This is a genomic window from Achromobacter pestifer (assembly GCF_013267355.1).
In the GTDB taxonomy this organism is placed as follows: domain Bacteria; phylum Pseudomonadota; class Gammaproteobacteria; order Burkholderiales; family Burkholderiaceae_B; genus Achromobacter; species Achromobacter pestifer_A.
Genome location: NZ_CP053985.1, coordinates 556,001 through 581,128, shown reverse-complemented (window position 1 = coordinate 581,128; position 25,128 = coordinate 556,001). Strand labels below are relative to the sequence as shown.

General features: G+C 65.1%; 21 protein-coding genes. 11 read left to right on the top strand and 10 right to left on the bottom strand.

From position 1 onward, the window contains the following. Nucleotides 1–52: 52 nt before the first annotated feature. Both FOC84_RS03080 and FOC84_RS03075 read right to left on the bottom strand, forming a co-directional pair. Nucleotides 53–517: a peroxiredoxin gene (locus FOC84_RS03080; protein WP_088139338.1), complete on the bottom strand. Its 465-nt coding sequence runs from the start codon at nt 515–517 to the stop codon at nt 53–55. Then, nucleotides 514–975, bottom strand: a complete 462-nt coding sequence (locus FOC84_RS03075) for an Mth938-like domain-containing protein (RefSeq protein ID WP_173143128.1) — start codon at nt 973–975, stop codon at nt 514–516. The genes FOC84_RS03080 and FOC84_RS03075 overlap by 4 nt, the downstream gene beginning before the upstream one ends. Nucleotides 976–1,261: 286 nt before the next feature. Between FOC84_RS03075 and alaC the strand changes: the two genes are divergently transcribed. From alaC to FOC84_RS03055, 4 genes are all read left to right on the top strand, one after another. After that, nucleotides 1,262–2,449 carry an alanine transaminase gene (alaC, locus tag FOC84_RS03070; RefSeq protein ID WP_054451081.1) on the top strand — a complete coding sequence of 396 codons (1,188 nt, stop codon included), beginning with the start codon at nt 1,262–1,264 and terminating at the stop codon, nt 2,447–2,449. Between the two features lie 172 nt (nt 2,450–2,621). Continuing rightward, nucleotides 2,622–3,926: a homoserine dehydrogenase gene (locus FOC84_RS03065; protein WP_173149938.1), complete on the top strand. Its 1,305-nt coding sequence runs from the start codon at nt 2,622–2,624 to the stop codon at nt 3,924–3,926. Further along, on the top strand, nt 3,923–5,332 hold the full coding sequence (gene thrC, locus FOC84_RS03060) for a threonine synthase (RefSeq protein ID WP_173143127.1): 1,410 nt from the start codon (nt 3,923–3,925) through the stop codon (nt 5,330–5,332). The genes FOC84_RS03065 and thrC overlap by 4 nt, the downstream gene beginning before the upstream one ends. 179 nt (nt 5,333–5,511) lie before the next feature. After that, the gene (locus FOC84_RS03055; protein WP_013392569.1) at nt 5,512–5,733 is read left to right on the top strand and encodes a YgdI/YgdR family lipoprotein; all 222 of its coding nucleotides are present in this window, start codon (nt 5,512–5,514) and stop codon (nt 5,731–5,733) included. Nucleotides 5,734–5,817: 84 nt separating this feature from the next. Here FOC84_RS03055 and FOC84_RS03050 read toward each other — a convergent pair whose 3' ends face one another. Together FOC84_RS03050 and pepN are read right to left on the bottom strand one after the other, a co-directional pair. Continuing rightward, the gene (locus FOC84_RS03050) at nt 5,818–6,840 is read right to left on the bottom strand and encodes a class 1 fructose-bisphosphatase (RefSeq protein ID WP_173143126.1); all 1,023 of its coding nucleotides are present in this window, start codon (nt 6,838–6,840) and stop codon (nt 5,818–5,820) included. Between the two features lie 9 nt (nt 6,841–6,849). Further along, the gene (gene pepN, locus FOC84_RS03045; protein ID WP_173143125.1) at nt 6,850–9,555 is read right to left on the bottom strand and encodes an aminopeptidase N; all 2,706 of its coding nucleotides are present in this window, start codon (nt 9,553–9,555) and stop codon (nt 6,850–6,852) included. A 149-nt stretch (nt 9,556–9,704) separates the two neighbouring features. On the opposite strand from pepN, the gene FOC84_RS03040 reads away from it, so the two are divergent. Further along, nucleotides 9,705–10,343, top strand: coding sequence for a DUF4136 domain-containing protein (locus FOC84_RS03040; RefSeq protein WP_173143124.1), 639 nt, complete (start codon nt 9,705–9,707; stop codon nt 10,341–10,343). An 86-nt stretch (nt 10,344–10,429) separates the two neighbouring features. On the opposite strand, the gene FOC84_RS03035 is transcribed toward FOC84_RS03040, so the two are convergent. Next, entirely contained in the window at nt 10,430–10,813 is a 384-nt protein-coding gene (locus FOC84_RS03035; RefSeq protein WP_173143123.1) for an H-NS histone family protein, read from the bottom strand. An 800-nt stretch (nt 10,814–11,613) separates the two neighbouring features. Here FOC84_RS03035 and tldD point away from each other — a divergent pair. The 6 genes from tldD to glcF all read left to right on the top strand — a co-directional run bounded on the left by tldD (nt 11,614) and on the right by glcF (nt 19,989). Further along, a complete protein-coding gene (gene tldD / locus FOC84_RS03030; RefSeq protein WP_173143122.1) occupies nt 11,614–13,074 on the top strand; it encodes a metalloprotease TldD in 1,461 nt (486 codons plus the stop codon). A 255-nt stretch (nt 13,075–13,329) separates the two neighbouring features. Then, the gene (aroG, locus tag FOC84_RS03025; RefSeq protein ID WP_173143121.1) at nt 13,330–14,403 is read left to right on the top strand and encodes a 3-deoxy-7-phosphoheptulonate synthase AroG; all 1,074 of its coding nucleotides are present in this window, start codon (nt 13,330–13,332) and stop codon (nt 14,401–14,403) included. A 102-nt stretch (nt 14,404–14,505) separates the two neighbouring features. After that, nucleotides 14,506–15,915 carry an FAD-binding oxidoreductase gene (locus FOC84_RS03020; protein ID WP_173143120.1) on the top strand — a complete coding sequence of 470 codons (1,410 nt, stop codon included), beginning with the start codon at nt 14,506–14,508 and terminating at the stop codon, nt 15,913–15,915. Between the two features lie 205 nt (nt 15,916–16,120). Further along, the gene (locus FOC84_RS03015) at nt 16,121–17,620 is read left to right on the top strand and encodes an FAD-linked oxidase C-terminal domain-containing protein (protein WP_173143119.1); all 1,500 of its coding nucleotides are present in this window, start codon (nt 16,121–16,123) and stop codon (nt 17,618–17,620) included. A gap of 11 nt (nt 17,621–17,631) precedes the next feature. Continuing rightward, complete coding sequence (glcE, locus tag FOC84_RS03010; protein WP_173143118.1) at nt 17,632–18,738, top strand: glycolate oxidase subunit GlcE; 1,107 nt, start codon at nt 17,632–17,634, stop codon at nt 18,736–18,738. 6 nt (nt 18,739–18,744) lie between these two features. Further along, nucleotides 18,745–19,989 (top strand): glycolate oxidase subunit GlcF, encoded by a 1,245-nt coding sequence (gene glcF / locus FOC84_RS03005; RefSeq protein ID WP_173143117.1) that lies wholly within the window; start codon nt 18,745–18,747, stop codon nt 19,987–19,989. A 37-nt stretch (nt 19,990–20,026) separates the two neighbouring features. Here the strand turns inward: glcF and FOC84_RS03000 are convergent, their stop codons facing one another. The 5 genes from FOC84_RS03000 to FOC84_RS02980 form a co-directional block, all read right to left on the bottom strand. Further along, on the bottom strand, nt 20,027–21,466 hold the full coding sequence (locus FOC84_RS03000; RefSeq protein WP_173143116.1) for an NAD(P)(+) transhydrogenase (Re/Si-specific) subunit beta: 1,440 nt from the start codon (nt 21,464–21,466) through the stop codon (nt 20,027–20,029). Further along, a complete protein-coding gene (locus FOC84_RS02995; RefSeq protein WP_013392581.1) occupies nt 21,463–21,780 on the bottom strand; it encodes an NAD(P) transhydrogenase subunit alpha in 318 nt (105 codons plus the stop codon). The genes FOC84_RS03000 and FOC84_RS02995 overlap by 4 nt, the downstream gene beginning before the upstream one ends. A gap of 4 nt (nt 21,781–21,784) precedes the next feature. After that, complete coding sequence (locus FOC84_RS02990) at nt 21,785–22,903, bottom strand: Re/Si-specific NAD(P)(+) transhydrogenase subunit alpha (RefSeq protein WP_173143115.1); 1,119 nt, start codon at nt 22,901–22,903, stop codon at nt 21,785–21,787. A 231-nt stretch (nt 22,904–23,134) separates the two neighbouring features. Then, nucleotides 23,135–24,010 carry an N-formylglutamate amidohydrolase gene (locus tag FOC84_RS02985; protein WP_173143114.1) on the bottom strand — a complete coding sequence of 292 codons (876 nt, stop codon included), beginning with the start codon at nt 24,008–24,010 and terminating at the stop codon, nt 23,135–23,137. A gap of 67 nt (nt 24,011–24,077) precedes the next feature. Beyond that, the gene (locus FOC84_RS02980) at nt 24,078–25,067 is read right to left on the bottom strand and encodes a Bug family tripartite tricarboxylate transporter substrate binding protein (RefSeq protein WP_173143113.1); all 990 of its coding nucleotides are present in this window, start codon (nt 25,065–25,067) and stop codon (nt 24,078–24,080) included. Nucleotides 25,068–25,128: the final 61 nt, after the last annotated feature.

Here is a 25,128-nt window from a genome sequence, read left to right as displayed (position 1 = left end):
TCTCCAGTGTGGGCCGGCTATAGCGCCTGACGGGTAAAACCTGTGCTTACGGCTAACCGATGCTCTTCGCTGCCTGCAGGACTTCCTTGGCGTGGCCCGGGACCTTCACCCCGCGCCACTCCTGCACCAGCACACCATAGGCATCGATCAGGAAGGTGCTGCGCTCGATGCCGCGCACCTGCTTGCCGTACATATTCTTCTGCTTGATGACGCCGAACAGATTGCAGACGGTTTCGTCGGCGTCGGAGATGAGAGGGAAGGGAAGCTCGTACTTGGCCTTGAAGTTCTCGTGCGACTTCAGGGAGTCGCGCGAGATGCCGATGACCACCGCGCTGGCCGCCAGGAATTCGGCGTTCAGGTCGCGGAAATCCTGGCTTTCGGTGGTGCAGCCCGGCGTATTGTCCTTGGGGTAGAAATACAGGATCACGGCGCGGCCCTGGCATTGCTCCAGGCTGATCGGACCTATGGTGCTTTCAGCGGTGAATTGCGGGGCGGGTTTGCCTATGGTCGGCGTCATTTCCGGGATTCTCCGTGGGGGGGGATGAGGGCCACGACCACGCGCCGGCCCTCCGCCATCAGGATGTTGTAGGTGCGCGAGGCGGCGTGCGTATCCATGATCTCGACGCCGATGCCGACCGCCAGCAGCGGGCGCAGCACGTCGGGGCGCAGGAATTGCTGGCGCGCGCCCGTGCCCACCAGCAGCACTTCCGGCGCATTCGCCGGACGGCTGGGGGAGGCTTCCGGTTCGTCCAGAAATGCCATGGGGTCGCGGACGGGCTCGGACAATCCGGCCGCCTGGCGCAATAGGGTGGGGGTAATGTCGGCCGGCGACTCAACGGGCCAGTGGGTCACTTCGCCTTCGGGGCCGAACGCGACCGAGGAGGAAAAACGTACCTGGTTGACCTCGATATAGCCATCACCATAGGCGGTGACGGTATTCAGAGCGGCCGTCGCAGGATCGGTATGCAGCTTCAATAAAAACTCCGGCTATATGGCCCGATAATAGCGCATCGGGATGACGCCATGTTGCAGGGTATCCACGTGTAGGGCGCAGCCCTCTCGCCGCACGAGATTTCCCTAGAGGAACCTCTGAAATCGGCCCCTTTTTTTCGCCATTTGCCGCACAGCCGTCCTTGCGCTAGATTACAGGGTTTTGCTGCACTGCAATCCCATGCCGGTGCTGCGTTTCGGACCCTATTCCCCTTCGCGCATACGCGCCCTGGTTTTTTTTGCCCTTTTATCGCCCCTAAGGATTCCCATCATGAGGAAGTTCTCCCGCATCGAGCGTCTGCCCCCGTACGTTTTCAACATTACCGGCGAGCTCAAGATGGCGGCGCGTAGGCGTGGCGAAGACATCATCGACATGTCGATGGGCAATCCGGACGGCGCGACTCCCAAGCACATCGTCGACAAGATGGTGGAAGCGACGACGCGCCCGACCACGCACGGCTATTCCGTGTCCAAGGGCATCCCGCGCCTGCGCAAGGCGATCTGTGACTGGTACCAGCGCCGCTACGCGGTCGAGTTCGATCCGGATTCGGAGGCCATCGTCACCATCGGCTCCAAGGAAGGCCTGGCCCACTTGATGCTGGCCACGCTGGACCGCGGCGACACCGTGCTGGTGCCCAATCCGAGCTATCCGATCCACATCTATGGCGCGGTCATCGCCGGCGCCAACATCCGTTCGGTCCGCATGACGCCGGGCGTGGACTTCTTCGAGGAACTGGAGCGCGCCGTGCGCGAATCCATCCCCAAGCCCAAGATGATGGTGCTGGGCTTCCCCAGCAATCCCACCGCGCAATGCGTGGACCTGTCGTTCTTCGAGCGCGTGGTGGCGCTGGCCAAGGAGCACGACATCCTGGTGGTGCACGACCTTGCCTACGCCGACATCACGTTCGACGGCTACGTGGCGCCGTCCATCATGCAGGTGCCCGGCGCGCGCGATGTCGCCGTCGAGTTCTTCACGATGAGCAAGAGCTACAACATGGCGGGCTGGCGCATCGGCTACATGGTCGGCAACCGCGAGCTGGTCAACGCGCTCGCGCGCATCAAGAGTTATCACGACTACGGCACGTTCACGCCGATCCAGGTGGCGTCCATCGCCGCGCTGGACGGTCCGCAGGACTGCGTGAACGAGATCGTGGCGCAGTACCAAAGCCGCCGCGACGTGCTCGTGCGCGGCTTGCATGAAGCAGGTTGGAATGTGGAAATTCCCAAGGCGTCCATGTACATCTGGGCGCAGATCCCCGAACCCTACAGGGCGATGGGCTCTTTGGAATTTGCCAAGCGTGTCCTGTCGGATGCGAAGGTGGCCGTGTCCCCCGGGATCGGCTTCGGCGAGTATGGCGACGAATACGTGCGCTTCGCCCTGATCGAAAACGAGCAGCGCACCCGGCAAGCGGTGCGAGGCATCAAAGACATGTTCCGCAAGGACGGATTGCTAAGGTAGGGCTCCCCCCCGCAGCGCTGCGCGCTTCCCCCCTAGGGGGGCGCCGCAGCGGACCGGCGAAGCCGGCTCCGCGCGGCCGCGCTTGGTGCTGCCAAGTACGGTGTCCCTTGCACAGCAGTTATGGAGAACTGAAATGAATTCCCCTCAACGCCCGCCCGCAGAAGGCGCCGCGATGAAACCCATGAAAGTTGGCCTGCTCGGCCTGGGCGTGGTTGGCGGAGGCACCTGGTCGGTGCTGTCGCGTAACGCGGAAGAAATTGCGCGCCGTGCCGGCCGCCGCATCGAGGTGACCCGTGCCGCAGTGCGCGACGTGGCCAAGGCGCGCGCGCGCGTGGGCGACGCGATCCTGGTCGATACCGATGTGCATGCACTGGTGCGCGACCCTGAAATCGACATCGTCGTCGAACTGATCGGCGGCGACACGCTGGCGCGCGAACTGGTGCTGGAAGCCATCGCCAACGGTAAGCACGTGGTGACCGCCAACAAGGCGCTGCTGGCCAAGCACGGCAACGAGATCTTCGCCGCGGCCCACGAGCGCGGCGTGATGGTGACCTTCGAGGCCGCCGTCGCCGGCGGTATTCCCATCATCAAGGCAATCCGCGAAGGCCTGACCGCCAACCGCATCCAGTGGGTGGCCGGCATCATCAACGGCACCACCAACTTCATCCTGTCCGAAATGCGCTCGCGCGGCCTGCCGTTCGCCGACGTGCTAGCCGAGGCGCAGCGCCTGGGCTACGCCGAAGCCGATCCCACGTTCGACGTGGAAGGCGTGGACGCCGCCCACAAGCTGACTCTGCTGGCGTCGCTGGCCTTCGGCGTACCCATCCAGTTCGACCGCGCCTACATCGAAGGCATTTCGCAGCTGGCCGCCGAGGACATCGAGCATGCCGAGCGGCTGGGCTACCGCATCAAGCTGCTGGGTATTACCAAGCGCCGTCCCGATGGCATCGAACTGCGCGTGCATCCCGCGCTGGTGCCGGCCGAGCGCCTGCTGGCCAACGTCGAAGGCGCAATGAACGCCGTGCTGGTCAAGGGCGACGCCGTCGGCCCCACGCTGTACTACGGCCAGGGCGCGGGCGAAGAGCCCACCGCTTCGGCCGTGGTGGCCGACCTGGTCGACGTGACCCGCCTGCACACTGCTGATCCGGGCAACCGCGTGCCGCACCTGGCCTTCCAGCCGGATGCCATGTCCGATACGCCGATCCTGCCGATCGAGCAGGTCAGCACCTCGTACTACCTGCGCCTGCGCGTGGACGACCAGCCCGGCGTGCTGGCCGACATCGCCCGCATCCTGGCCGACCGCTCCATCTCCATCGGGTCGATGATCCAGCAGCCGTCGCACATCGGCGGCGCCGACATCATCTTCCTGACGCATGAGGCGGTCGAAGGCAACGTCAACCAGGCGATCGAACGCATCGAGGCCCTACCGTTCGTGCGTTCCAAGGTAACCCGCCTACGCGTGGAAAACCTCACATGAAATACATCTCTACCCGCGGCGGCATGGCTGCGATGGAATTCTCGGACATCCTGCTGGAAGGCCTGGCGCCGGACGGCGGCCTGGCGATGCCGGAGCAACTGCCCCAGGTCTCGGCGGAAACGCTGGAGTCCTGGCGTGGCTTGCCGTATGCCGACCTGGCGTTCGAAGTGCTGTCGCTGTTCGCCACCGACATTCCGGCCGCCGATCTGCGCCGCCTGACGCGCGCGGCTTACACGCCGCAGATCTTCAACAGCGAGGACATCGTTCCGCTGCGTCCGCTGGACGGCGGCCTGTCGCTGCTGGGCCTGTCCGAAGGGCCGACGCTGGCCTTCAAGGACATGGCCATGCAGTTCCTGGGCCAGGTCTTCGAATACGTGCTGGCCAAACGCGGCACCACCTTGAACATCGTGGGCGCCACCTCTGGCGACACGGGTTCGGCGGCGGAATACGCCTTGCGCGGCAAGCAGGGCGTAGCGGTGTTCATGCTGTCGCCCTACGGCCGCATGAGCGCCTTCCAGCGTGCGCAGATGTATTCGCTACAGGACGAGAACATCCACAACATCGCCGTGCACGGCGTGTTCGACGAGGCCCAGGACATCGTCAAGGCCTTGGCCGGCGACCTGGCGTTCAAGACCAAGTACCGCCTGGGCGCGGTCAACTCCATCAACTGGGCGCGCATCGCCGCCCAGGTGGTGTACTACTTCCACGGCTGGCTGCGCGCCACCAGCAAGGCTGGCGAGCAGGTCTCGTTCGCGGTGCCTTCAGGCAACTTCGGCAATATCCTGTCCGGCCATATCGCGCGCAGCATGGGCGTGCCGATCCGCCGCCTGGTGCTGGCCACGAACGAGAACAACGTGCTGGAAGAGTTCTTCCGCACCGGCATCTATCGTCCGCGCCCCGCCGAGCAGACCTACGCCACCTCCAGCCCCTCCATGGACATTTCGCGCGCCTCGAACTTCGAGCGCTTCGTGTTCGACCTGGTCGGCCGCGACGCTGCCCGCGTCAAGGAACTGTGGGCCGGCATGGCGCGTGACGGGTCGTTCGATCTGTCCGATCTGAAACCGCGGTTCGAGGAGCGCTATGGCTTCGTGTCGGGCGCAAGTTCGCACGAGGACCGCCTGGCGACGATCCGCTCGGTCTACGACGAAACCGGCGTGCTGATCGATCCGCACACCGCCGATGGCGTCAAGGTCGCGCGTGAGTTCGTCGAACCCGGCGTGCCCATGCTGGTCCTGGAAACCGCCTTGCCGGCGAAGTTCTCGGAAACCATCGAAGAGGCCCTGGGCCGCCCGGCCGCGCCGCCGGGCAACCTGGCGGATCTGGAATCGCTGCCGCAGCGCGTCGAGATCATGGATTGCGACGCGGCCGCCGTGCGCCGTTTCATCGAGGCGAACGCCAAGGTGTAAAGGCCGCTAGCGTCTTGTATGCGTGTGCAACCCCTCGCAGGCCGGGCCCGCGAGGGGTTTTTTGCATTTTGGCGGGCCTGCTGCCTTACCTTCGCATGCATTTTGACCACAACCCGTCACGAATGCGGGGACAGTGTCAGATACAGTGAATTCACGATTCACTTTCGGAGAACACGCCCATGAAACTGAAGACCATGACGCTTGCCCTGGCCGTGACCGGATTCGGGGTACTGGCCGGATGCTCGTCTCCGTCGGTCATTCAGCAGCGGGACGGCAGCTCGACCGTGACGCCCGACACGCCCAAGTACGACAAGGATTCGGGCATGTATGAATATGACAAGGACGGCAAGAAGGTCCAGATCAACAAGGACGACGTGAAGTCGATCGAACAGGTGAAGTGACCGCTGTTCTGATGGCTCGCCCATGAAAAAGCCCCGGCCGCCTGAGGCGCCGGGGCTTTTTCGTGGGCGCGGAGCGCCTGCCGCTTACTGCTTGGCTGCTTCTTCGGCGTGGTAACGGCCGACGCGGTCGACTTCGTTCTTCGAGCCCAGGATCACGCTGACGCGCTGGTGCAGCTTGTCGGGCTGGATCTCCATGATGCGCTGCGCGCCGGTGATCGCGGCGCCGCCGGCCTGTTCGACCAGGAAGCTCATGGGATTGGCTTCGTACATCAGGCGCAGCTTGCCGGCCTTGCCGGGTTCACGGGCGTCCCAGGGGTACATGAAGATGCCGCCGCGGGTCAGGATGCGATGCACGTCGGCCACCATGGAGGCGATCCAGCGCATGTTGTAGTCCTTGCCCAGCGGACCGGTCGTGCCGGCCAGGCAGTCGTCGACGTAGCGCTTGACCGGGGCAGCCCAGTGGCGCATGTTCGACATGTTGATGGCGAACTCCTTGGTGTCTTCCGGCACGCGGATGTTCTCGTGCGTCAGCACCCACGAGCCCATTTCGCGGTCCAGCGTGAAGCCCACCACGCCATTGCCGATGGTCAGCACCAGCATGGTCTGCGGACCGTAGACGGCATAACCGGCCACGACCTGCTTGTCGCCCGGCTGCAGGAAGTCCTGTTCGCACACGGGCGCGCCCGATACATCGTGCGGCGCGTGCAGCACCGAGAAGATGGTGCCGATGGAGACGTTGACGTCGATGTTCGAGGAGCCGTCCAGGGGATCGAACAGCAGCAGGTATTCGCCCTTGGGATAGCGGTTCGGAATCAGATGGATGGTTTCCATTTCTTCCGAGGCCATGGCCGCCAGGTGGCCGCCCCATTCATTGGCTTCGAGCAGGATCTCGTTGGACAGCACGTCCAGCTTCTTCTGCACTTCGCCCTGGACGTTCTCGCTTTCCAGGCTGCCGAGGACGCCGCCGAGCGCGCCCTTGCTCACCGCATGGCTGATGGCCTTGCAGGCGCGCGCAACCACTTCGATGAGCAGCCGCACTTCCGGCGCGAGGGCTTGGGCGGAGCGTTGCTGCTCCACCAGGTATTGGGTCAGTGTTTTGCGTTTCAAAGGAACCTCCTATGCTGCGAATTCTAAAGCCTTGGACACGATTTCCTGCACATTGCGCGACAGGCCGGCGTGGGCGCGCACCTGCTGCAGGGCGGCCTGCATGGGCGTGCGCAGGGCGGGCACGAAGCGCGACCAGTTGTCCAGCGCGCGCGCCAGGCGGGCGGCGATCTCGGGGTTGAGGGCATCCAGCGCCAGCACCTGCTCGGCCCAGAAGGCGTAGCCGGTGCCGTCGGGATGATGCATGCCGCGCGCGTTGTTCAGGCAGAACTGGAAGATCAGCGAGCGCGCGCGGTTCGGGTTGCGCAAGGTGAATGCGGGGTGCTGCATCAGCTCGCGCGCCGTCTGCACGGTGGTCGAGCGCGCCGCGGCCTGCAGGGCGAACCACTTGTCCACCACCAGGGCGTTGTCGCGCCATTTGTCGTAGAACGCGGCGAGCGCTTTTTGCGGGTACTCGCCCTGGCCGAAATTGACCAGCGCGGACAGCGCCGCCATGCTGTCGGTCATGTTGCCGGCCTTTTCGTACTGCTGCTCGGCCAGGCGCGGGGCGTCGAGTTCGCACGCGGCCATCAGGTGGCTGAGCGCCAGGTTTTTCAGGGCGCGCTTGCCGGCGGGCACCGGCGCCGGGCTGTACTCGCCCGGGGTCTGGTTGTCGTCGAAGGCCTGGCGGAATTCGGCGGCCAGCTGGCGTCCCAGTTCGGCGCGCAGGAAGTCGCGCGCGACCGCCAGGGCGGGCGGGTCCACCTGCTGCATGCGTTCGGCCAGGGTCTTCTCGGACGGCAGGGCCAGGGCGCGGGCGCGGTAGGCGGCGTCGAGCGCCGGATCGGTCAGCAGCGCGCGCCAGGTCTCGATGAACGCGGCCTCGGCATGCAGGGTCTTGCCGGCCTGGCGGGCTTCGGCCAGCGCCAGGATCTGGCGGGTGGCGAATTCCTGGCCGGCTTCCCAGCGTGCGAAAGGATTGCTGTCATGCGCCGACAGCAGGGCCAGTTCCTCGTTGGTCCAGCCGTAATCGACGATGACGGGGGCCGAAAAATCGCGCAGCAGCGACGGCACGGGACGCTCGGCGATATCCTCGAATACCCATTGCTGGCTTTGTTGCGTCAGTTCCAGCAGCGCGGTGTCCTGGACAGCGCCGGCATGGCGCAGCGGCAAGGCGCGGCCGTCGCGGTCCAGCAAGCCGACGGCGAACGGGATGTGGAAGGGCGCCTTCACGTAGCCGGCGCCGGCCTTCCTTTCCACGCCGACCGGCGGGCATTCCTGGGTGAGCGTCACGGTGCAGCGGCGCGCGGCGGGGTCGTGGTCGAGCTTGACGTTCACGCGCGGCGTGCCGGCCTGGCGGTACCAGCGGCGGAACACGGACAGGTCGCGGTCCGGGTGCTGGCGCACGTAGACGGATTCCATGGCGGCGACAAAGTCATCGCAGGTCACGGCCTGGCCGTCATGGCGGCGGAAGTATTCGTCCATGCCGGCGCGAAAGCCCTCCTCGCCCAGCAGGGTGTGCTGCATGCGGATGACCTCGGCGCCCTTTTCGTACACGGTCGCGGTGTAGAAGTTGCCGATCTCCTGGTAGCTTTCCGGCCGGATCGGGTGGGCCATGGGGCCGGCGTCTTCCGGGAACTGGGCGGCGCGCAGCGCCACCACGTCGTCGATGCGCTTGACCGCGCGGGCGCTTGCGGCTGCCGCCGCATCCATGCCATCGGCCATCATGTCGGCGCTGAATTCCTGGTCGCGGAAGACGGTCAGGCCTTCCTTCAGGCTCAGCTGGAACCAGTCGCGGCAGGTGACGCGGTTGCCGGTCCAGTTGTGGAAGTACTCGTGTCCGATGACGGACTCGATGCCTTCATAGTTGGCGTCCGTGGCGGTATCCGCATCCGCCAGCACGTAGGCGGCGTTGAAGATGTTCAAACCCTTGTTTTCCATCGCGCCCATGTTGAAGTCATGGACGGCCACGATCATGAAGCGGTCCAGGTCCAGCTCCAGGCCGAAGCGGCTTTCGTCCCAGCGCAGCGCCCGCACCAGCGAATCCAGGGCCCATTCGGTCTTGGACTCCGAGCCCGGGTCGCTGTAGACCTGCAGCAGCACGTCGCGGCCGCTGGCGGTCTTCACGGTGGTCTCGCGGTGCGTGAGCTTGCCGGCCACCAGCGCGAACAGGTAGCAGGGCTTGGGGAAGGGGTCTTCCCATTCGACTTCATTGCGGCCGTCGGGCAACTGGCGCGTGGCCAGCAGGTTGCCGTTGGACAGCAGCACCGGATACTCCGGCTGGGCGCGCAAGGTCACGCGGTAGCGCGACATCACATCGGGCCGGTCCGCGAACCAGGTAATGCGGCGAAAGCCCTCGGCTTCGCATTGGGTGAAGAAGTTGCCGCCCGAGACGTACAGGCCCATCAGCGTCGAATTGGCCGACGGCTTGCAGCGGCTGACGATTTCCACCGTGGCGCTGGACGGCAGGCCGTAGAGGGCCAGGCTGTGTTCGGACAGGCGGTAGCTGTCGGCGGGCAGGGCCGCGCCATTCACGCCTACCGAGACGAGTTCCAGGTCCTCGCCGTCCAGGACCAGGGCGGCGTCGGCGCTGGCCCCAGGTTTGCGCTGTACTTGCATTGTGCAGCGGACTTCGGTCGCGTCCGGCGCGAGGTCAAAGGCGAGGGCGACTTCGGGAATGTCGTAGGGGTAGGGCTGGTAATCCTTGCGATGTACGGTTACGGGCGTGTCTGTGCGCATGGGATCGCAGTCCTGTATGAACGAGGGCTCTATTGTAGTGGCTGGGCATGGTGCGCCGCCCTGGGCCGTTTGGCGTACCGTAAACTTTTTGTAGCGGTTCGAGTCAAAGTCAGTATCATGGCGCCGTCGCGCGCTGGAGGGGTTGCAAAATGTCGAGCTTGTCCATGTTCAATGCACGCCGCTGGGCGGGTCTGCTGGCCGTGGCGGGGGCGCTCGCCTTGACGGGTTGCGCGGCGCCCACGGTTTCCGCGCGGGTGACGTCGTTTCAGCAGTGGCCCACGGGCGTGGAAGGGCAGACATATCAATTCATCGCCGCGGACGCCTCGCAAAACAACAATCTCGAATATCAGTCCTATCAGGACATGGTGCGTGCCGGCATAGGCGCAACAGGCCTGGTCGAAGCCAAACCTGGGGCCAAGGGCCGTTTCGACGTGTCGTTCAACTACGGCACCACCCAGACCCAGATAATGGTGCAGCGTCCGTACGACCCGTATTTCTACGGCGGCTATGGCTATGGCGGTTTCTACGGCCCGCGTCCCTGGGGCGCCGGGTACGGCTATTGGGGCCCTGACTGGGTGGACGTGCCGATGGTCGTGCAGCGCAATACCCTCACCCTGCATATCTATGACACGCAGCGCGGCGGCGCGGAGGTATACCGTTCCAGCGCTTTCATATTGAGCGAGCGCGACGATTTCCTGCGGACCATGCCGTATCTGGTGCGTGCAATATTTGATAATTTCCCCGGAAATAATGGGGCGGAGCGCGAAATCCGCTTTCCGGTACAGTGAGTTTCGGCGACCTTTGGATCAGCCTTTAAATAAATCGGCGCACCATTTTGGTGCGCCGATTTATTTCATACTGGCGAATAGGTTTTTTATTCTTTGATAAGAAAACTGTCGCGGGTTGCGCCTGCGGCTTCTTCCGCGGCGAGCCAGCGGGGGGCCTTGCCATGGCCGCTCCACGTTTCCCCTGTTTGAGGATGGCGGTACTTGGGCGCAACGGCGCGTTTGGCGGCGTTGGCCGGACGGGCAGCGGCGCCGGTCTTGCGGCGCCCGCCAGTGGCGGCGCGGGCGGGTTTGCCGGCGCCATAGGCTGCAACGATTTCTTCGGGCGTGATGTCGTACTCGCGCATCGACGTGATGATCTGCGTGATCACGGGCTTGCGGCGCTTGGTTTGCAGGACTTCAGCCTTCTTTTGTAGTTTGTTGATTTCCTTTTCGATCTTTGCTTGCAGTGCTGCGTAGGATTCTCGGGCCATGGTTTATTCCTGATTATGGAACTGCTGTAATCGCCGGCGAAGTTATGTGTAATTGTTGTGCTTCGCATAATACAGAAATTGCGGCTTGACTTCCTGGTTTCCGAGGTAATTACTTTGTATCAAAAGAGTCAAGTGCCGTTTTGTGGTCCGGGAATGCGGCAGCTGCCAAGTCTTGGGAAGGATATTCTCGAATTTGGGACAACTTGAAACAATAGGGGTATTGGTTCACGAGACGGACAAATGGCCGTGAGTGCGCTTGCCTGCGCCCGATTTGTCTCGCAGGGCACGCAAGTACGCGGCTTGCGGGCAGCCGCGCTCGACCGTCCTGGCGGGCCATGCGACGCTGAAAGTGGTCTGATGACGTTGCGCACAAGAGCGGATCAATTGTCTGGCGCTTTGATTTTCGTCCGACTTTTTACTTCCACGCGCAGGACTGTCCACCTGAACGTCCGTTTGGCATATTTCATTTTCATGTCAGGTTGTATGACGAGTTTGGAGTGCGCATCCGGCCTGCCGACGGGCTGTATGCCCCGCGTGCGGCAGTGTCCTGCGGCTACTCGGAAAAAGGGGCGCATCGGACATTGTCTGGGCTCGTCTTCTTAACTTGATATGTAATATTCCGCCCCCATTCATTCTCCATGGATAATGCCCGTGGCATTTTTCGCCGCCAAGGTGTTCCCCGGGGGAATCCTTTCCGCCAGGGAACTCTGCGACGGCCGGGCCGCGCCAGCGTTACGATATGATCTCGAGTATCACCGCGAGCGCGCGCCTGCGCGCCGCCGCTTCCTGCACAGAGCCCCATGAAAATCATCGATCCCGCCATTGCTTCCCTCGCCACCGCCAAATCCCTGCTGCTCGACCCCTGGGGCCTGACCGAGGCGGACATGGCGCGTGCGCTGGGAGAAATCTTCACGCACAAGGTCGACTACGCCGATCTGTATTTCCAGTACACGCGCAGCGAAGGCTGGAGCCTGGAAGAGGGCATCGTCAAGACCGGCAGTTTTTCGATCGGCCAGGGCGTCGGGGTGCGCGCGGTCAGCGGCGAGAAAACCGCCTTCGCCTATTCCGATTCGCTGTCGCCTGAAGCGCTGTTGTCGTCGGCGCATGCCGTGCGCGGCATCGCGCGCCGCGGCGCCGGCAAGGTAAAGGTGGCGGCGCAGGTCGAAGCCGAGATCGGCCGCAGCCTGTATGCCGATATCGATCCGGTGGCTACGTTGAGCGCCCCCGAGAAAGTCGCCCTGCTCGAACGCGTGGAGCGCATGGCGCGCGCGCGCGATCCGCACGTGATCCAGGTCATGGCGGGCTTGGGCGCTGAATATGATGTGGTGCTGGTGGCCGGCAGCGACGGCCGCCTGGCCGCCGACGTGCGTCCGCTGGTGCGCCTGTCGCTGACCGTCATCGCCGAGCGCAATGGACGCCGCGAGATGGGCCACGCTGGCGGCGGCGGACGTCTGGGCCTGGCCTATTTCACGGACGAAATGCTGCAGGGCTACGTCGAACGCGCGGTGCACGAAGCCATGGTCAACCTCGAGGCCCGTCCGGCGCCGGCCGGTGAAATGACCGTCGTGCTGGGTTCCGGTTGGCCCGGCATCCTGTTGCACGAGGCGGTCGGCCACGGCCTGGAAGGCGACTTCAACCGCAAGGGCTCCAGCGTGTTCTCCGGCCGTATCGGCGAGCGCGTGGCCTCCAAGGGCGTGACGGTGGTGGACGACGGCACGATTCCGGATCGCCGCGGTTCGCTCAACATCGACGACGAAGGCAATGCCACCCAGCGCAACGTGCTGATCGAGGACGGCATCCTGCGCGGCTACATGCAGGACACGCTGAACGCGCGCCTCATGAAGACCGCCGCCACCGGCAACGGCCGCCGCGAATCGTTCGCGCACCTGCCCATGCCGCGCATGACCAATACCTACATGCTGGCAGGCGACAAGCCGGCCGAGGAAATCGTGTCGTCCGTCAAGCGCGGGCTGTACGCGGTCAACTTCGGCGGCGGCCAGGTCGACATCACCAACGGCAAGTTCGTGTTCTCGGCGTCCGAAGCCTACATGATCGAAAACGGCAAGGTGACCTATCCGGTCAAGGGCGCCACCCTGATCGGCAACGGTCCGGACGCCATGACCCGCGTCACCATGATCGGCAACGACCTGCAACTGGATTCGGGCGTGGGCACCTGCGGCAAGGACGGCCAGAGCGTCCCCGTGGGCGTGGGCATGCCCACGGTCCGCATGGAAGGCCTGACGGTCGGCGGTACCGCCTGATCTGAAAAAACACTGGTGACGGCTCAAAAAAATTGTGCTAGAGTCAATCCCCATGAAATTCGCGTCCCCCGCCTTTTATTTTTATTTTTATGGTTTTCTGAAGCCGCTGGCGGAGGAAGGGACGCGCTCAATCTGAAGTTTGGAAAGAATCCCCCCCAAAAAAGCCGCCAGCGAACTGGCGGCTTTTTTTGCGCCGCCAGTTGAGGAAAACCTCCTCGGGAACATCCCCGTGGCGGGCAACCCAGGAGCAGTACCGTGTCACACAATACCGACGACCTTCGCATTCGAGAAATCAAAGAGCTGAACCCGCCCGCGCATGTCATGCGCGAGTTCGCCTGCACCAAGGAGGCGTCCGACACCGTGTTCGCCGCCCGCCAGGGGATGCACCGCATCCTGCACGGCATGGATGACCGGATGATCGTCGTGATCGGTCCCTGCTCGATCCATGACACCCGTGCGGCCATCGAATATGCGAAGCGTCTGAAGCCGGTGCGCGACCGGCTGAGCGCCGACCTGGAAATCGTGATGCGCGTGTACTTCGAGAAGCCGCGCACCACGGTGGGCTGGAAGGGCTTGATCAACGATCCGGACCTGGACGGCAGCTTCGATATCAACAAGGGCGTGCGCGTCGCCCGCGAACTGCTGCTGGATATCAATAGCCTGGGACTGCCGGCGGGTTGCGAGTTCCTGGACATGATTACGCCGCAGTACATCGCGGATCTGGTCTCCTGGGGGGCGATCGGGGCTCGGACGACGGAAAGCCAGGTACATCGCGAACTGGCTTCGGGACTGTCGTGTCCGGTGGGGTTCAAGAACGGTACCGACGGCAACGTGAAGATTGCGGTGGACGCGATCAAGGCGGCGTCGCAGCCGCACCATTTCCTGTCGGTGACCAAGGGCGGCCATTCCGCCATCGTGTCGACGGCCGGCAATGAGGACTGCCACGTCATCCTGCGCGGCGGCAAGACGCCGAACTACGATGCGGCCAGCGTGGACGCGGCCTGCCAGGACATGTCCAAGGCCGGCCTGGCGCAACGCATCATGATCGACGCCAGCCACGCCAACAGCAGCAAGAAACCCGAGAACCAGCCGCAGGTCATCGATGACGTGGCGCGCCAGATGGAAGCGGGCGACAGCCGCCTGGTCGGCGTCATGGTCGAAAGCCATCTGCTGGGCGGCCGCCAGGACATGGTGCCGGGCACGCCGCTGGTCTACGGCCAGAGCATCACCGACGGCTGCATCGACTGGGACGCCTCCGTCGCGGTGCTTGAGCGCCTGGCCCATGCCGTGCGCGAACGCCGCCGGGTCGCCCTGACTTCCGGCAAGTAAGCTCCTGGCAGCGCCGCGGATCGCCAGTGTCTGGCGGTTTGCGGCGCGGCGCGCGCGGCGGCGTAGAATAATCAGGTTAACGAACCCGAGATTACGCTGACCATGAACGCTCCCTTGCACGCTGAATCGTTGCGCCGTCCGGTGCCGGCCGCCTGTCTGGATGCCTTGCGCGCCCGTTTTGGCGACCGCCTGTCCGACTCCGCCGCCATGCGCGACCACCATGGCCGCGACGAATCTCCCTATCCGGCCATGCCGCCGGACGCCGTAGTGTTTGCGCACACGACCGAGGAAGTGGCCGAGATCGCCAAGCTGTGCAACGAGCATCGCGTTCCCCTGATTCCCTATGGCGCCGGCTCTTCGCTGGAAGGCCACATCCTGGCGATCCAGGGCGGCATCAGCCTGGACCTGTCGCAGATGAACAAGGTGCTGGCGGTCAACGCCGAGGACCTGACCGCCACCGTGCAGGCGGGCGTGCTGCGCAAGCAGCTCAACGAGGAAATCCGCGACACCGGCCTGTTCTTCCCGATCGATCCGGGCGCCGACGCCAGCCTGGGCGGCATGGCGGCCACGCGCGCTTCCGGCACCAACGCCGTGCGCTACGGCACCATGCGCGAGAACGTCATGTCGCTGACCGTGGTGACGGCGGACGGGCGCATCCTGCGCACCGCCGGCCGCGCGCGCAAGTCCTCGGCGGGCTACGACCTGACGCGCATCTTCGTGGGCAGCGAAGGCACCCTGGGCATCATCACCGAAGTGACGGTACGCCTGTATCCCCAGCCTGAAGCCGTGTCGGCCGCGGTCTGCAATTTCCCCACGCTGGATTCGGCCGTGCAGAGCGTGATCGAAATCATCCAGATGGGCGTGCCGGTCGCGCGCGTCGAATTCATGGACGCGGCCAGCGTGCGCGCGGTGAACCTGCATAGCAAGCTGACGCTGCGCGAAACGCCGCTGCTGGTGTTCGAGTTCCACGGCAGCCCGGCCGGCGTGCAGGAGCAGGCCGAAACCGTGCAGGCGATCACGGCGGATCACGGCGGCATGGACTTTGAATGGGCCGAGCGCCCCGAAGACCGCAGCCGCCTGTGGACCGCGCGCCACAACGCCTACTTCGCCGGCCTGCAACTGCGCCCCGGCTGCCGCGCCAGCACCACCGACGTCTGCGTGCCGATCTCGCGTCTGGCCGATTGCGTGCGCGACACGGTCGAGGAACTCGATCGCGCCAGCTTCCCCTACACGATCGTGGGCCACGTTGGCGACGGCAACTTCCACGTGCTGATGCTGCTCGATGCGGACAGCGCCAAGGAATGGGAAGAATCCGAAACCATCAACCACAACCTGGTGCGCCGCGCGATCGCCGCCGACGGCACCTGCACGGGCGAGCATGGCGTGGGCCTGCACAAGATGCAGTTCATGGCCGAAGAGCATGGCGAGAATGCCCTGGATCTGATGCGCAGCCTGAAGCATGCGTTTGATCCAAACAACATCCTGAACCCAGGAAAGATCGTTTCCTGGTAAAGGCCGGCGCTGCGGCGCTCCCGACTTCCGGAGCCGACGGCATGCTGTCGGCTTTTTTCTTGCCGGCATGAAGGGCGCAAGCCGGCCGGACTCAGCCTGCAACGCTGGTGATTACGGCTGGTTACTTATCTGGTGTGCCCCAGGTGCACGGATGCGGGTAAATCCCGGTCTGCGAGTGACGGGTGCTCGCGCTATTGTTGCGCTCATGAATTCTTTGGTCGAAACCGGCTTGGCACAAGTGCAGGCGCCTTATTCTTTGCAGCAGCTCATCGAGGCGTTGTCGGCCGTGTTGCCCGCGCACTGCGTGTTGTTCCGCGAAGAGGATACGCGCCCCTACGAGTGCGACGGCCTCTCCCTTTATCGTGCGCTGCCTGCGGTCGTTGCCCTGCCCGAAACGGAAGAGCAGGTGCAGGCCGTCATGCGCATCTGCAAACGCCTGAATGCGCCCGTGGTCGCGCGCGGCGCCGGCACCGGCTTGTCCGGCGGCGCCATGCCGCACAGCCGCGGCGTGCTGCTCGGCTTGTCCAAGTTCAATCGCATCAAGCACATAGACCTGGCCAGCGCCACGGCCATCGTGCAGCCCGGCGTGCGCAACCTGGCCATCTCCGAGGCGGCCGCGCCTTACGGGCTGTATTACGCGCCCGATCCTTCCAGCCAGATCGCTTGTTCCATCGGCGGCAACGTGGCGGAAAACTCCGGCGGCGTACATTGCCTGAAGTACGGGCTGACCGTGCACAACGTGCTGCGCGTGCGGGTCGTGACGATCGATGGCGATGTGGTTGAGCTGGGTTCCGAAGCGCCCGATGCGCCGGGCCTGGATCTGCTGTCGGTCTTCATCGGCTCGGAAGGCATGCTGGGCGTGGTCACCGAAGTGACGGTCAAACTGATCCCCAAGCCGGCCTGTGCGCAAGTCGTCATGGCCAGCTTCTCCAGCGTGGAAGCGGCGGGCAACGCGGTCACCCAGGTGATCGCGGCCGGCATGATCCCGGCAGGCCTGGAGATGATGGACCGCCGCGCGACGCACATGGTCGAACCCTTTGTGCGCGCAGGCTACGACATGGACGCGCAAGCCATACTGCTGTGCGAATCGGACGGCACGCCCGAAGAGGTCGCGCATGAGATCGCGCGCATGGAGGCCGTGTTCCGCGAGGCCGGTGCCACCCGTTGCCAGGTCTCGTCCTCGGAGGCCGAGCGCCTGAAATTCTGGGCCGGCCGAAAAAATGCCTTTCCGGCCGCCGGGCGGGTATCGCCCGATTACTATTGCATGGACGGCACGATACCGCGCCGCCATTTGGCGCGCGTACTGGGCGCCATCGAGCAGATGGAAGACGAGTTCAGCCTGCGCTGCGCCAACGTCTTTCACGCAGGCGACGGCAACCTGCATCCGTTGATCCTGTTCGATTCGAACAAGCCGGACGAGGTGGAGCGCGCCGAGAAATTCGGCGCCGCCATTCTTGAACTGTGCGTGCAGGTAGGAGGGACCGTGACTGGAGAGCACGGTGTGGGTATGGAGAAAATAAATCAAATGTGCGTGCAATTCTCTCGCGAAGAACTCGACGCGTTCCTGGCGGTAAAGCGGGCCTTCGATCCGCCGTGCCTGCTCAATCCTGAAAAAGTCATCCCCACGCTGGCTCGCTGCGCCGAATACGGCAAGATGCACGTCCATGCGGGAGAATTGCGCTTCCCCGATCTCGCCCGTTTCTAGGACCTGTCCTTATGGATTTCGTCCTGTCGGAATTGTGCGACCAGGTCATGACGGCCCGTGCCGGCCACAAACCTCTGTTTGTGATGGGCGGAGGCAGCAAGGCGTTCTATGGCAACTACCGTCCGGTGACGCCGCAGGACGGCCATTGCCTGCTGGACATGACTCCCTACCGCGGCATCGTCAGCTACCACCCGTCGGAGCTGGTGGTGACGGTGCGCGCGGGTACGCCGCTGGCTGAACTCGAGGCCGCGCTGGCCGAGAATGGACAGATGCTGGCCTTCGAACCACCGCATTTCTCGGCGTCCGCCACGGTGGGCGGATGCGTCGCGGCGGGGCTGTCGGGCCCGCGCCGCATGAGCGCGGGCGCGCTCAAGGACTTCGTCCTGGGCGCGCAACTGCTGGATTCGGAAGGCCGCATCCTTTCGTTCGGCGGCGAGGTCATGAAGAACGTGGCGGGCTATGACGTGTCGCGTCTGTTGGCCGGTTCGCATGGCATCTTCGGCGCCATACTCGAAGTGTCCTTGAAGGTCGTGCCGCGGCCGATGCAAGAGATCACCTTGGCGCTGCCCGCCACGCAGGCGCAGGCCTTGGCCAGCTTCGCCTTGTGGCGCGGCAAGCCCTTGCCGATCTCGGCCACCAGCTGGAGCGGCGACGATGAGGGCGCCGAAGGCCAGATGGCCGTGCGCCTGTCGGGCGCGCCGCCCGCGATCGCCAGCGCACGCCAGCTGATAGGCGGCGCGCCGATGGCGCCCGAGGCGGCGCAGGCCTGGTGGCGGTCGCTGCGCGAGCAGACGCATTCCTTCTTCGCGCCGGGCCGGCCTTTATGGCGCCTGGCGTTGCCGCCCACCGCCGCCGCGCTCGGACTGGGGCCGACCCTGTTGGAGTGGGGGGGAGGCCAGCGCTGGCTGTCGGGCGAGCACGACGCCGCCGCGCTGCGCGAGACCGCTGAGCGTCTGGGCGGCCACGCCACGTTGTTCCGCGCCGGGCAGGGCAGGCCGCCGGCCGACGGCGTATTCCATCCGCTGGCGCCCGGGATCGCTTCGATCACGCGCCGCCTCAAACAAGAGCTCGATCCGGCCGGCCTGTTCAACCCCGGCCGCCTGGTCCTGGAGCTATAGGGCATCATGCAAACCAATCTGGCATCCTGGGCACGCGATACCGATCTGGGCAAGGAGGCCGACGCCATCCTGCGGCGTTGCGTGCATTGCGGCTTCTGTACCGCCACCTGTCCGACCTATCAGGTGCTGGGCGATGAACTAGACAGCCCGCGCGGGCGCATCTACCTGATCAAGCAGGTGCTGGAGGGCGCCGAGCCCACGCAATCCACGCAACAGCACCTGGACCGCTGCCTGACTTGCCGAAATTGCGAAACCACTTGCCCGTCCGGCGTCCAGTACGGACATCTGGTGGATATCGGCCGCAAGATCGTTGAAGAGCGCGTGCCGCGCAGTTGGGCCGACAAGACCAAACGTGCCTTGCTGCGCAAGACCATGCTGTCGCCGCTGTTCGCGCCAGCGATGCGGCTGGGGCAGGCCATGCGCGGCATGCTGCCGGAAGCCTTGAAGCGCAAGGTTCCGGAGCGCCGCGATCCCGGCGTGTTGCCGCAGGTGGCCGGCCATGCGCGCCAGGTGCTGATGCTGGCGGGCTGCGTGCAGCCGGCCATGATGCCGACCATCGATGCCGCCACCATCCGCGTGCTGGACGCGGTGGGCATAGGCGCGCGCATCGCGCCCGGCGCCGGCTGCTGCGGCGCAGCCAGTTTCCACCTGGACGCGCAGGACGAGGCCCTGGCGCAGATGCGCGCCAACGTCGACGCCTGGTGGCCGCTGCTGCAGGACGGGAAGGTCGAGGCCATCGTGATGAACGCCTCCGGCTGCGGCGCCATGGTCAAGGAATATGCGCATCACTTGCGGCACGATCCGGCCTACGCGGAAAAGGCCGCGGATATCGTGGCGCTGGTGAAGGACGTGGCCGAGATCGTCGCGCCGCATGCGGCGCAACTGCGTGCGCGGCTGCCGGCGGGTACGCGCGCGGCCTTCCATCCGCCTTGCACGCTGCAGCATTGGCAAGGGCTGCGGCCGCTGGCGGAACAACTGCTGGCGGATCTGGGGTTTGCCTTGCAGCCGTTTGCCGACAAGCACCTGTGCTGCGGTTCGGCGGGTGCCTATTCGGTGCTGAATCCGGAAATCGCCCTGGAGCTGCGCGACCGCAAGCTGGGCGCCATCGCCGCGGGCGGGCCGGATGTGATCCTGTCCGCCAACATCGGCTGCATCGGCCACTTGCAAAGCGGCACCGACACGCCTGTGCGGCATTGGATCGAGGTGGTGGACGAGCAGTTGCGCCAGCCTGCGGGCCAGCGCGGCGCGTAGGCGCCGGACGCCTGGCGGCATCCGGCGCCAGGCCTTCCTATTCCACGGCCTTGACCATGTCTTCGAGCACCTTCTTGGCGTCGCCGAAAACCATCATCGTGCGGTCCATGTAGAAGAGCTCGTTGTCCAGGCCCGCGTAGCCCGAGGCCATGGAGCGCTTGTTCACGATCACGGTGCGGGCCTTGTAGGCTTCGAGGATGGGCATGCCGGCGATGGGCGACTGCGGATCGTTCTTCGCGGCCGGGTTGACCACGTCGTTCGCGCCCAGCACCAGCACCACGTCGGTCTGGCCGAACTCGCTGTTGATGTCTTCCATTTCGAAGACCTGGTCGTAAGGCACTTCAGCCTCGGCCAGCAGCACGTTCATGTGGCCGGGCATGCGTCCTGCCACCGGGTGGATGGCGTACTTGACCGTCACGCCGCGCTCGGTGAGCTTTTCCGCCAGTTCCTTCAGCGCGTGCTGCGCGCGCGCCACCGCCAGGCCGTAGCCGGGAACGATGGTCACGCTTTCGGCGTTGGTCATCAGGAAGGCGGCGTCGTCGGGGCTGCCGGACTTGACGCTGCGCTGCTGCGCATCGCCCGCCGCGGCGGCGCCGCCGGCCTGGCCGCCGAAGCCGCCCAGGATCACGTTGAAGAACGAGCGGTTCATCGCCTTGCACATGATGTAGGACAGGATCGCGCCCGAGGAACCCACCAGCGAACCGGCGATGATCAGCATGGGGTTGTTCAGCGAGAAGCCGATGCCGGCCGCAGCCCAACCGGAATAGCTGTTCAGCATGGACACGACCACCGGCATGTCGGCGCCGCCGATCGGGATGATGATCAGTACGCCCAGCACGAAGGCGATGATCGTCATGATGACGAAGGGCGTCCATTCCTGCGTGAGCATGAACCAGATGCCGCAGCCCAGCATCAGCAGCGCCAGCGCCAGGTTCAGCATGTGCTGGCCCGAGAACACCACCGGCGCGCCCTGGAACAGGCGGAACTTGTACTTGCCCGACAGCTTGCCGAAGGCGATGACCGAACCCGAGAACGTGATGGCGCCGACGAAGGTGCCGATGAACAGCTCGAAGCGGTTGCCAGTGGGGATGGGCATGCCGGCCGGCACGATGCCGAAGGCATGCGGCTCCGCCACCACGGCCACCGCGATGGCGACTGCCGCCAGGCCGATCATGCTATGCATGAAGGCGACCAGTTCGGGCATCTTGGTCATTTCGACGCGCTTGGCCATCAGCGTGCCGATGGAGCCGCCCACCAGCAGGCCCAGCACCACCCAGCCCAGGCCGATGGTGGAGGCGCCGTCGCGGGCCAGGGCGACGATGAGCGCGGCCGTGGTCAGCACGGCGATCGCCATGCCGGCCATGCCGAACGCATTGCCCAGCCGCGACGTGGTGGGATGCGACAGGCCCTTGAGCGCCTGGATGAAGCAGACCGAGGCGACCAGGTACAACAGGGTGACGAGGTTCAGCGAGATCATTTCGCTTCCTCCTTGCCTGCCTTGCGGTCCTTCTTCTTGAACATTTCCAGCATGCGCCGGGTCACGAGAAAACCGCCGAACACGTTGACCGCGGCCAGCGCCACGGCGAACACGCCCATGCCGCGCGCCAGCCCGCCTTCGGTCAGCGCGGCCGCCAGCATGGCGCCCACGATGATGATGGCGGAAATGGCGTTGGTGACCGCCATCAGCGGCGTGTGCAGGGCGGGGGTGACGTTCCACACGACGTGGTAGCCGACATAGATGGCCAGCACGAAGATGATGAGATTCATCAGGGTGGGGTTGATCGCTTCCATGCTGTTAGTTCCTCCGCGCCACGTTGCCGCCTTCGCACATCAGGCAGGCCGTGACGATTTCATCGTCGCGCTGGATCGCCAGCGCGCCGTCCGCATTGATGATGAGCTTCAGGAAATCCTGGATGTTGCGCGCATACAGCGCCGAAGCGTCGGTCGCGACCAGTCCGGGCAGGTTGGTCAGCCCGATGATCGTCACGCCGTGCTTTTCCACCACCAGGCCTTTCTCGGAAAGCGGGCAATTGCCGCCGCGTTCGACCGCCAGGTCCACCAGCACCGAGCCCGGCTTCATGGCCGCGACGGTTTCCGCGGACACCAGCGTGGGGGCGGGGCGGCCGGGGATCAGCGCCGTGGTGATGACGATGTCGGCCTGCTTGCAGCGCTCGGACACGAGCGCGGCCTGCCGCGCCATCCAGGCGGGCGGCATGGGCCGGGCATAGCCCCCCGTGCCCTGCGCGATCTCGCGTTCTTCATCCGTTTCGAAAGGCACGTCGATGAACTTGGCGCCCAGCGATTCCACCTGTTCACGCGCGGCGGGGCGCACGTCGGAGGCCTCGACCACCGCGCCCAGCCGCTTGGCGGTGGCGATGGCCTGCAGCCCGGCGACGCCGGTGCCCAGGACGACGGCGCGGGCGGCTTTCAGCGTCCCCGCGGCGGTCATCATCATGGGTATCAGTCGGCCGTAGTGGTGCGCCGCCAGCAGCACGGCCTTGTAGCCGGCCAGGTTGGCCTGCGAGGACAGCACGTCCAGGCTCTGCGCCCGCGTGATGCGGGGCGCGGCCTCCAGCGCGAATCCAGTGAGCCCGGCGGCGGCCATCTGCTGGATGCCTTCGGCGTCGAAGGGATCCAGCATGCCGATCACGACGGCGCCGGATTTCATCTGGGGCAGTTCCGCGGCAGAAGGCGCGCGCACCTTCATGACGAGTTCTGCCCCCAATGCATCCTGGGCGCTGCCGAGCGTGGCGCCCGCTGCCTCATAGGCCTCGTCGAGATAGCGAGCGGCAGTGCCTGCCCCGCGCTCCACGACGACGCTGTGTTTGCCGCCTATGTACTTCTTGACGGTCTCCGGTGTTGCTGCGACACGAGTTTCCCCGTCTCGGGTTTCTTTTGGTATCCCGATGTGCATCTACGCCTCTCCTCATTAATTGGCAATAGTTATACACGGTAACCAGTGAGGAAAGGGTGTCACGGCCGTATTACCAAAAGGGTAAATGGCGTCAACCCCCTCTTAGATCGACGAGTTGCGCAGGCCAAAAAAAAGCCCCATGGCGAACCATGGGGCTGGGGTTCTGCAACCCAACTGCTCCGGCCAGTCTGGCTTTTCCGCTGGCCGGCACCTGCGCGCAAACGTCCGGCGTCAAGCCGTTTGCGCGCGAGTCCAGATGATCAGCGCGGCGGTGAGTTCGCGCAGATCGGCCTTCAGGCGGCCGTAGTTTTCGGAAGGCCGCAGCGAGACTTCGTCCATGTAGAGCTTGCGGTTGATCTCGATCTGCAGGCTGTGGCGGCCTTCTTCGGGGCGGCCGAAGGCGCGCACCAGCTCCACGCCCTTGTAGGGATCGTTGACGGTGACGTCGTAGCCGCGTTCGCGCAGCCAGGCGGCGATGAATTCGCGGAAAGCGGGATCGCTGGTGCTGCCGTCGCGGTCGCCCAGCACGAAGTCCGGGTGCACCAGGCCAGGCCGGTCGGTGGCGTAGGCGCCGGCGACGCTGGGCATGGAGTGGCAGTTGATGTGCCAGACCTTGCCGAACTTCTGGTGGGCGGCGTCCAGCACCTGGCCCAGCGCGGCGTGGTAGGGCTTCCAGCAGGCGTCGATGCGGTGGCGCACTTCGTCCACCGTCAGCTTGCGGTTGTATAGCGGCGTGCCGTCGTCCAGCATGCGCCAGATCAGGCCCTTGCCCAGCTTGACCTTGGGCGAGGCATTGATGGCGTCGGGCCAGGCCGAGTCCAGCAGCAATTCGTCGATTTCGTCGGGCGAGCGGTTGGCGTCGATGTAGGCGCGCGGAAACGCCGCGGCAATCATCGGCACGCCCATTTCAATGGCGTCGCCCCACAGGTCGTCAACCCAGGTGTCCTCGGCGGTGCGCAATGCGCCAAAGTCCACCGCAGCCGCGAAATCGGGGGGGTAGGCGGTGCCGCTGTGCGGGGAGTCCAGCACGAGGGGAGCCGAGGATTCCGAATCAGGATATTGCTGCGGGAGGTCGAGCCGGTAAGACAGGGGTTGGGTAATTCGCATAGGGGGGTGTTGCGTTCGTGAATCGGAGGTCCTCGCGCACCTCGGGCACGCGAGGACCGAAGACCGCTTAGTCGATCTTCACGTTGGCTTCTTTGGCGATGCGCTTGTTCTTGGCGATTTCAGCCGAGATCTGCGCCGCGAATTCGGCCGGGGTGTTGGCGGCCGGCGCGGCGCCCAGGGCTTCCAGGCGGGTCTTGACGTCGGCTTCGGCGCTGACCTTCTGCACGGCCGCGTTCAGCTTGTCCAGCACGGGCTTGGGCAGCTTGGCGGGAGCCACCAGGCCGAACCAGGAGGCGTCGTTCACGGCCGGCAGGCCGGCTTCGGCGAACGTGGGCACGTCAGGCAGGGCGGCCACGCGCTGGGGCGAGGCGACGGCCATGGCGATCAGGCGGCCGGACTGCACGTGCGGCAGCGAGGAGGGCAGGTTGTCATACATGACGTCGACCTGGCCGGCCAGCGCGTCGTTCAGCGCCGGGCCCACGCCGCGGTACGGCACGTGCATCAGGTTGGTGCCCGAAGCCATCTTGAACAGTTCGCCCATCATGTGCGAGACCGAACCGTTGCCGGCGGACGCGTAGGTCAGCTTGCCCGGCTCGCTCTTGGCCAGCTTGATGAAGTCGGCGATGTTCTTGGCCTGGACCTTCGGGTTGATGGTCATGATGTTGGGCACGGCGGCCAGGTTCGAGATGGGCGTGAAGTCCTTCTCGCCATCGAACGGCAGGTTCGGGTAGATGGCCGGGTTGATGCCGTGGGTGCTGACGGTGGCGATGCCCAGGGTGTAGCCGTCAGGCGCGCTGCTGGCAACGAAGGCGCTGCCGATCGAGCCGCCGGCGCCGCCGCGGTTTTCCACCACGACGGTCTGGCCCAGCTCCTTGCCCAGCTTGTCCGCAAACAGGCGGCCGACGATGTCGGTGGTGCCGCCGGGCGGGAACGGAACGATCAGGCGGATGGGCTTGGTCGGATACGCGTCTTCGGCGTGCGCGATGCCCGAGGTCAGCGGCGCGGCCAGGGTCGCGGCGGCGACACACAGGCCCAGTATTACGTTACGGCGTTGCATTGATTCCCCTAATGAATTGGAAAGCGGCTGCGCAAAGGCAGACGCAAACGCAACGATTCTT

Excerpts from the sequence above, each read along its gene's own strand:
- FOC84_RS02985 (WP_173143114.1), bottom strand. The coding sequence starts at position 24,010 with ATGCGAATTACCCAACCCCTGTCTTACCGGCTCGACCTCCCGCAGCAA.
- alaC (WP_054451081.1), top strand. The coding sequence starts at position 1,262 with ATGAGGAAGTTCTCCCGCATCGAGCGTCTGCCCCCGTACGTTTTCAAC.
- glcE (WP_173143118.1), top strand. The coding sequence starts at position 17,632 with ATGGATTTCGTCCTGTCGGAATTGTGCGACCAGGTCATGACGGCCCGT.
- tldD (WP_173143122.1), top strand. The coding sequence starts at position 11,614 with ATGAAAATCATCGATCCCGCCATTGCTTCCCTCGCCACCGCCAAATCC.
- FOC84_RS03055 (WP_013392569.1), top strand. The coding sequence starts at position 5,512 with ATGAAACTGAAGACCATGACGCTTGCCCTGGCCGTGACCGGATTCGGG.
- FOC84_RS02990 (WP_173143115.1), bottom strand. The coding sequence starts at position 22,903 with ATGCACATCGGGATACCAAAAGAAACCCGAGACGGGGAAACTCGTGTC.
- glcF (WP_173143117.1), top strand. The coding sequence starts at position 18,745 with ATGCAAACCAATCTGGCATCCTGGGCACGCGATACCGATCTGGGCAAG.
- FOC84_RS03020 (WP_173143120.1), top strand. The coding sequence starts at position 14,506 with ATGAACGCTCCCTTGCACGCTGAATCGTTGCGCCGTCCGGTGCCGGCC.
- pepN (WP_173143125.1), bottom strand. The coding sequence starts at position 9,555 with ATGCGCACAGACACGCCCGTAACCGTACATCGCAAGGATTACCAGCCC.
- FOC84_RS03035 (WP_173143123.1), bottom strand. The coding sequence starts at position 10,813 with ATGGCCCGAGAATCCTACGCAGCACTGCAAGCAAAGATCGAAAAGGAA.
- FOC84_RS03080 (WP_088139338.1), bottom strand. The coding sequence starts at position 517 with ATGACGCCGACCATAGGCAAACCCGCCCCGCAATTCACCGCTGAAAGC.
- FOC84_RS02995 (WP_013392581.1), bottom strand. The coding sequence starts at position 21,780 with ATGGAAGCGATCAACCCCACCCTGATGAATCTCATCATCTTCGTGCTG.
- FOC84_RS02980 (WP_173143113.1), bottom strand. The coding sequence starts at position 25,067 with ATGCAACGCCGTAACGTAATACTGGGCCTGTGTGTCGCCGCCGCGACC.
- thrC (WP_173143127.1), top strand. The coding sequence starts at position 3,923 with ATGAAATACATCTCTACCCGCGGCGGCATGGCTGCGATGGAATTCTCG.
- FOC84_RS03040 (WP_173143124.1), top strand. The coding sequence starts at position 9,705 with ATGTCGAGCTTGTCCATGTTCAATGCACGCCGCTGGGCGGGTCTGCTG.
- FOC84_RS03065 (WP_173149938.1), top strand. The coding sequence starts at position 2,622 with ATGAAACCCATGAAAGTTGGCCTGCTCGGCCTGGGCGTGGTTGGCGGA.
- FOC84_RS03015 (WP_173143119.1), top strand. The coding sequence starts at position 16,121 with ATGAATTCTTTGGTCGAAACCGGCTTGGCACAAGTGCAGGCGCCTTAT.
- FOC84_RS03000 (WP_173143116.1), bottom strand. The coding sequence starts at position 21,466 with ATGATCTCGCTGAACCTCGTCACCCTGTTGTACCTGGTCGCCTCGGTC.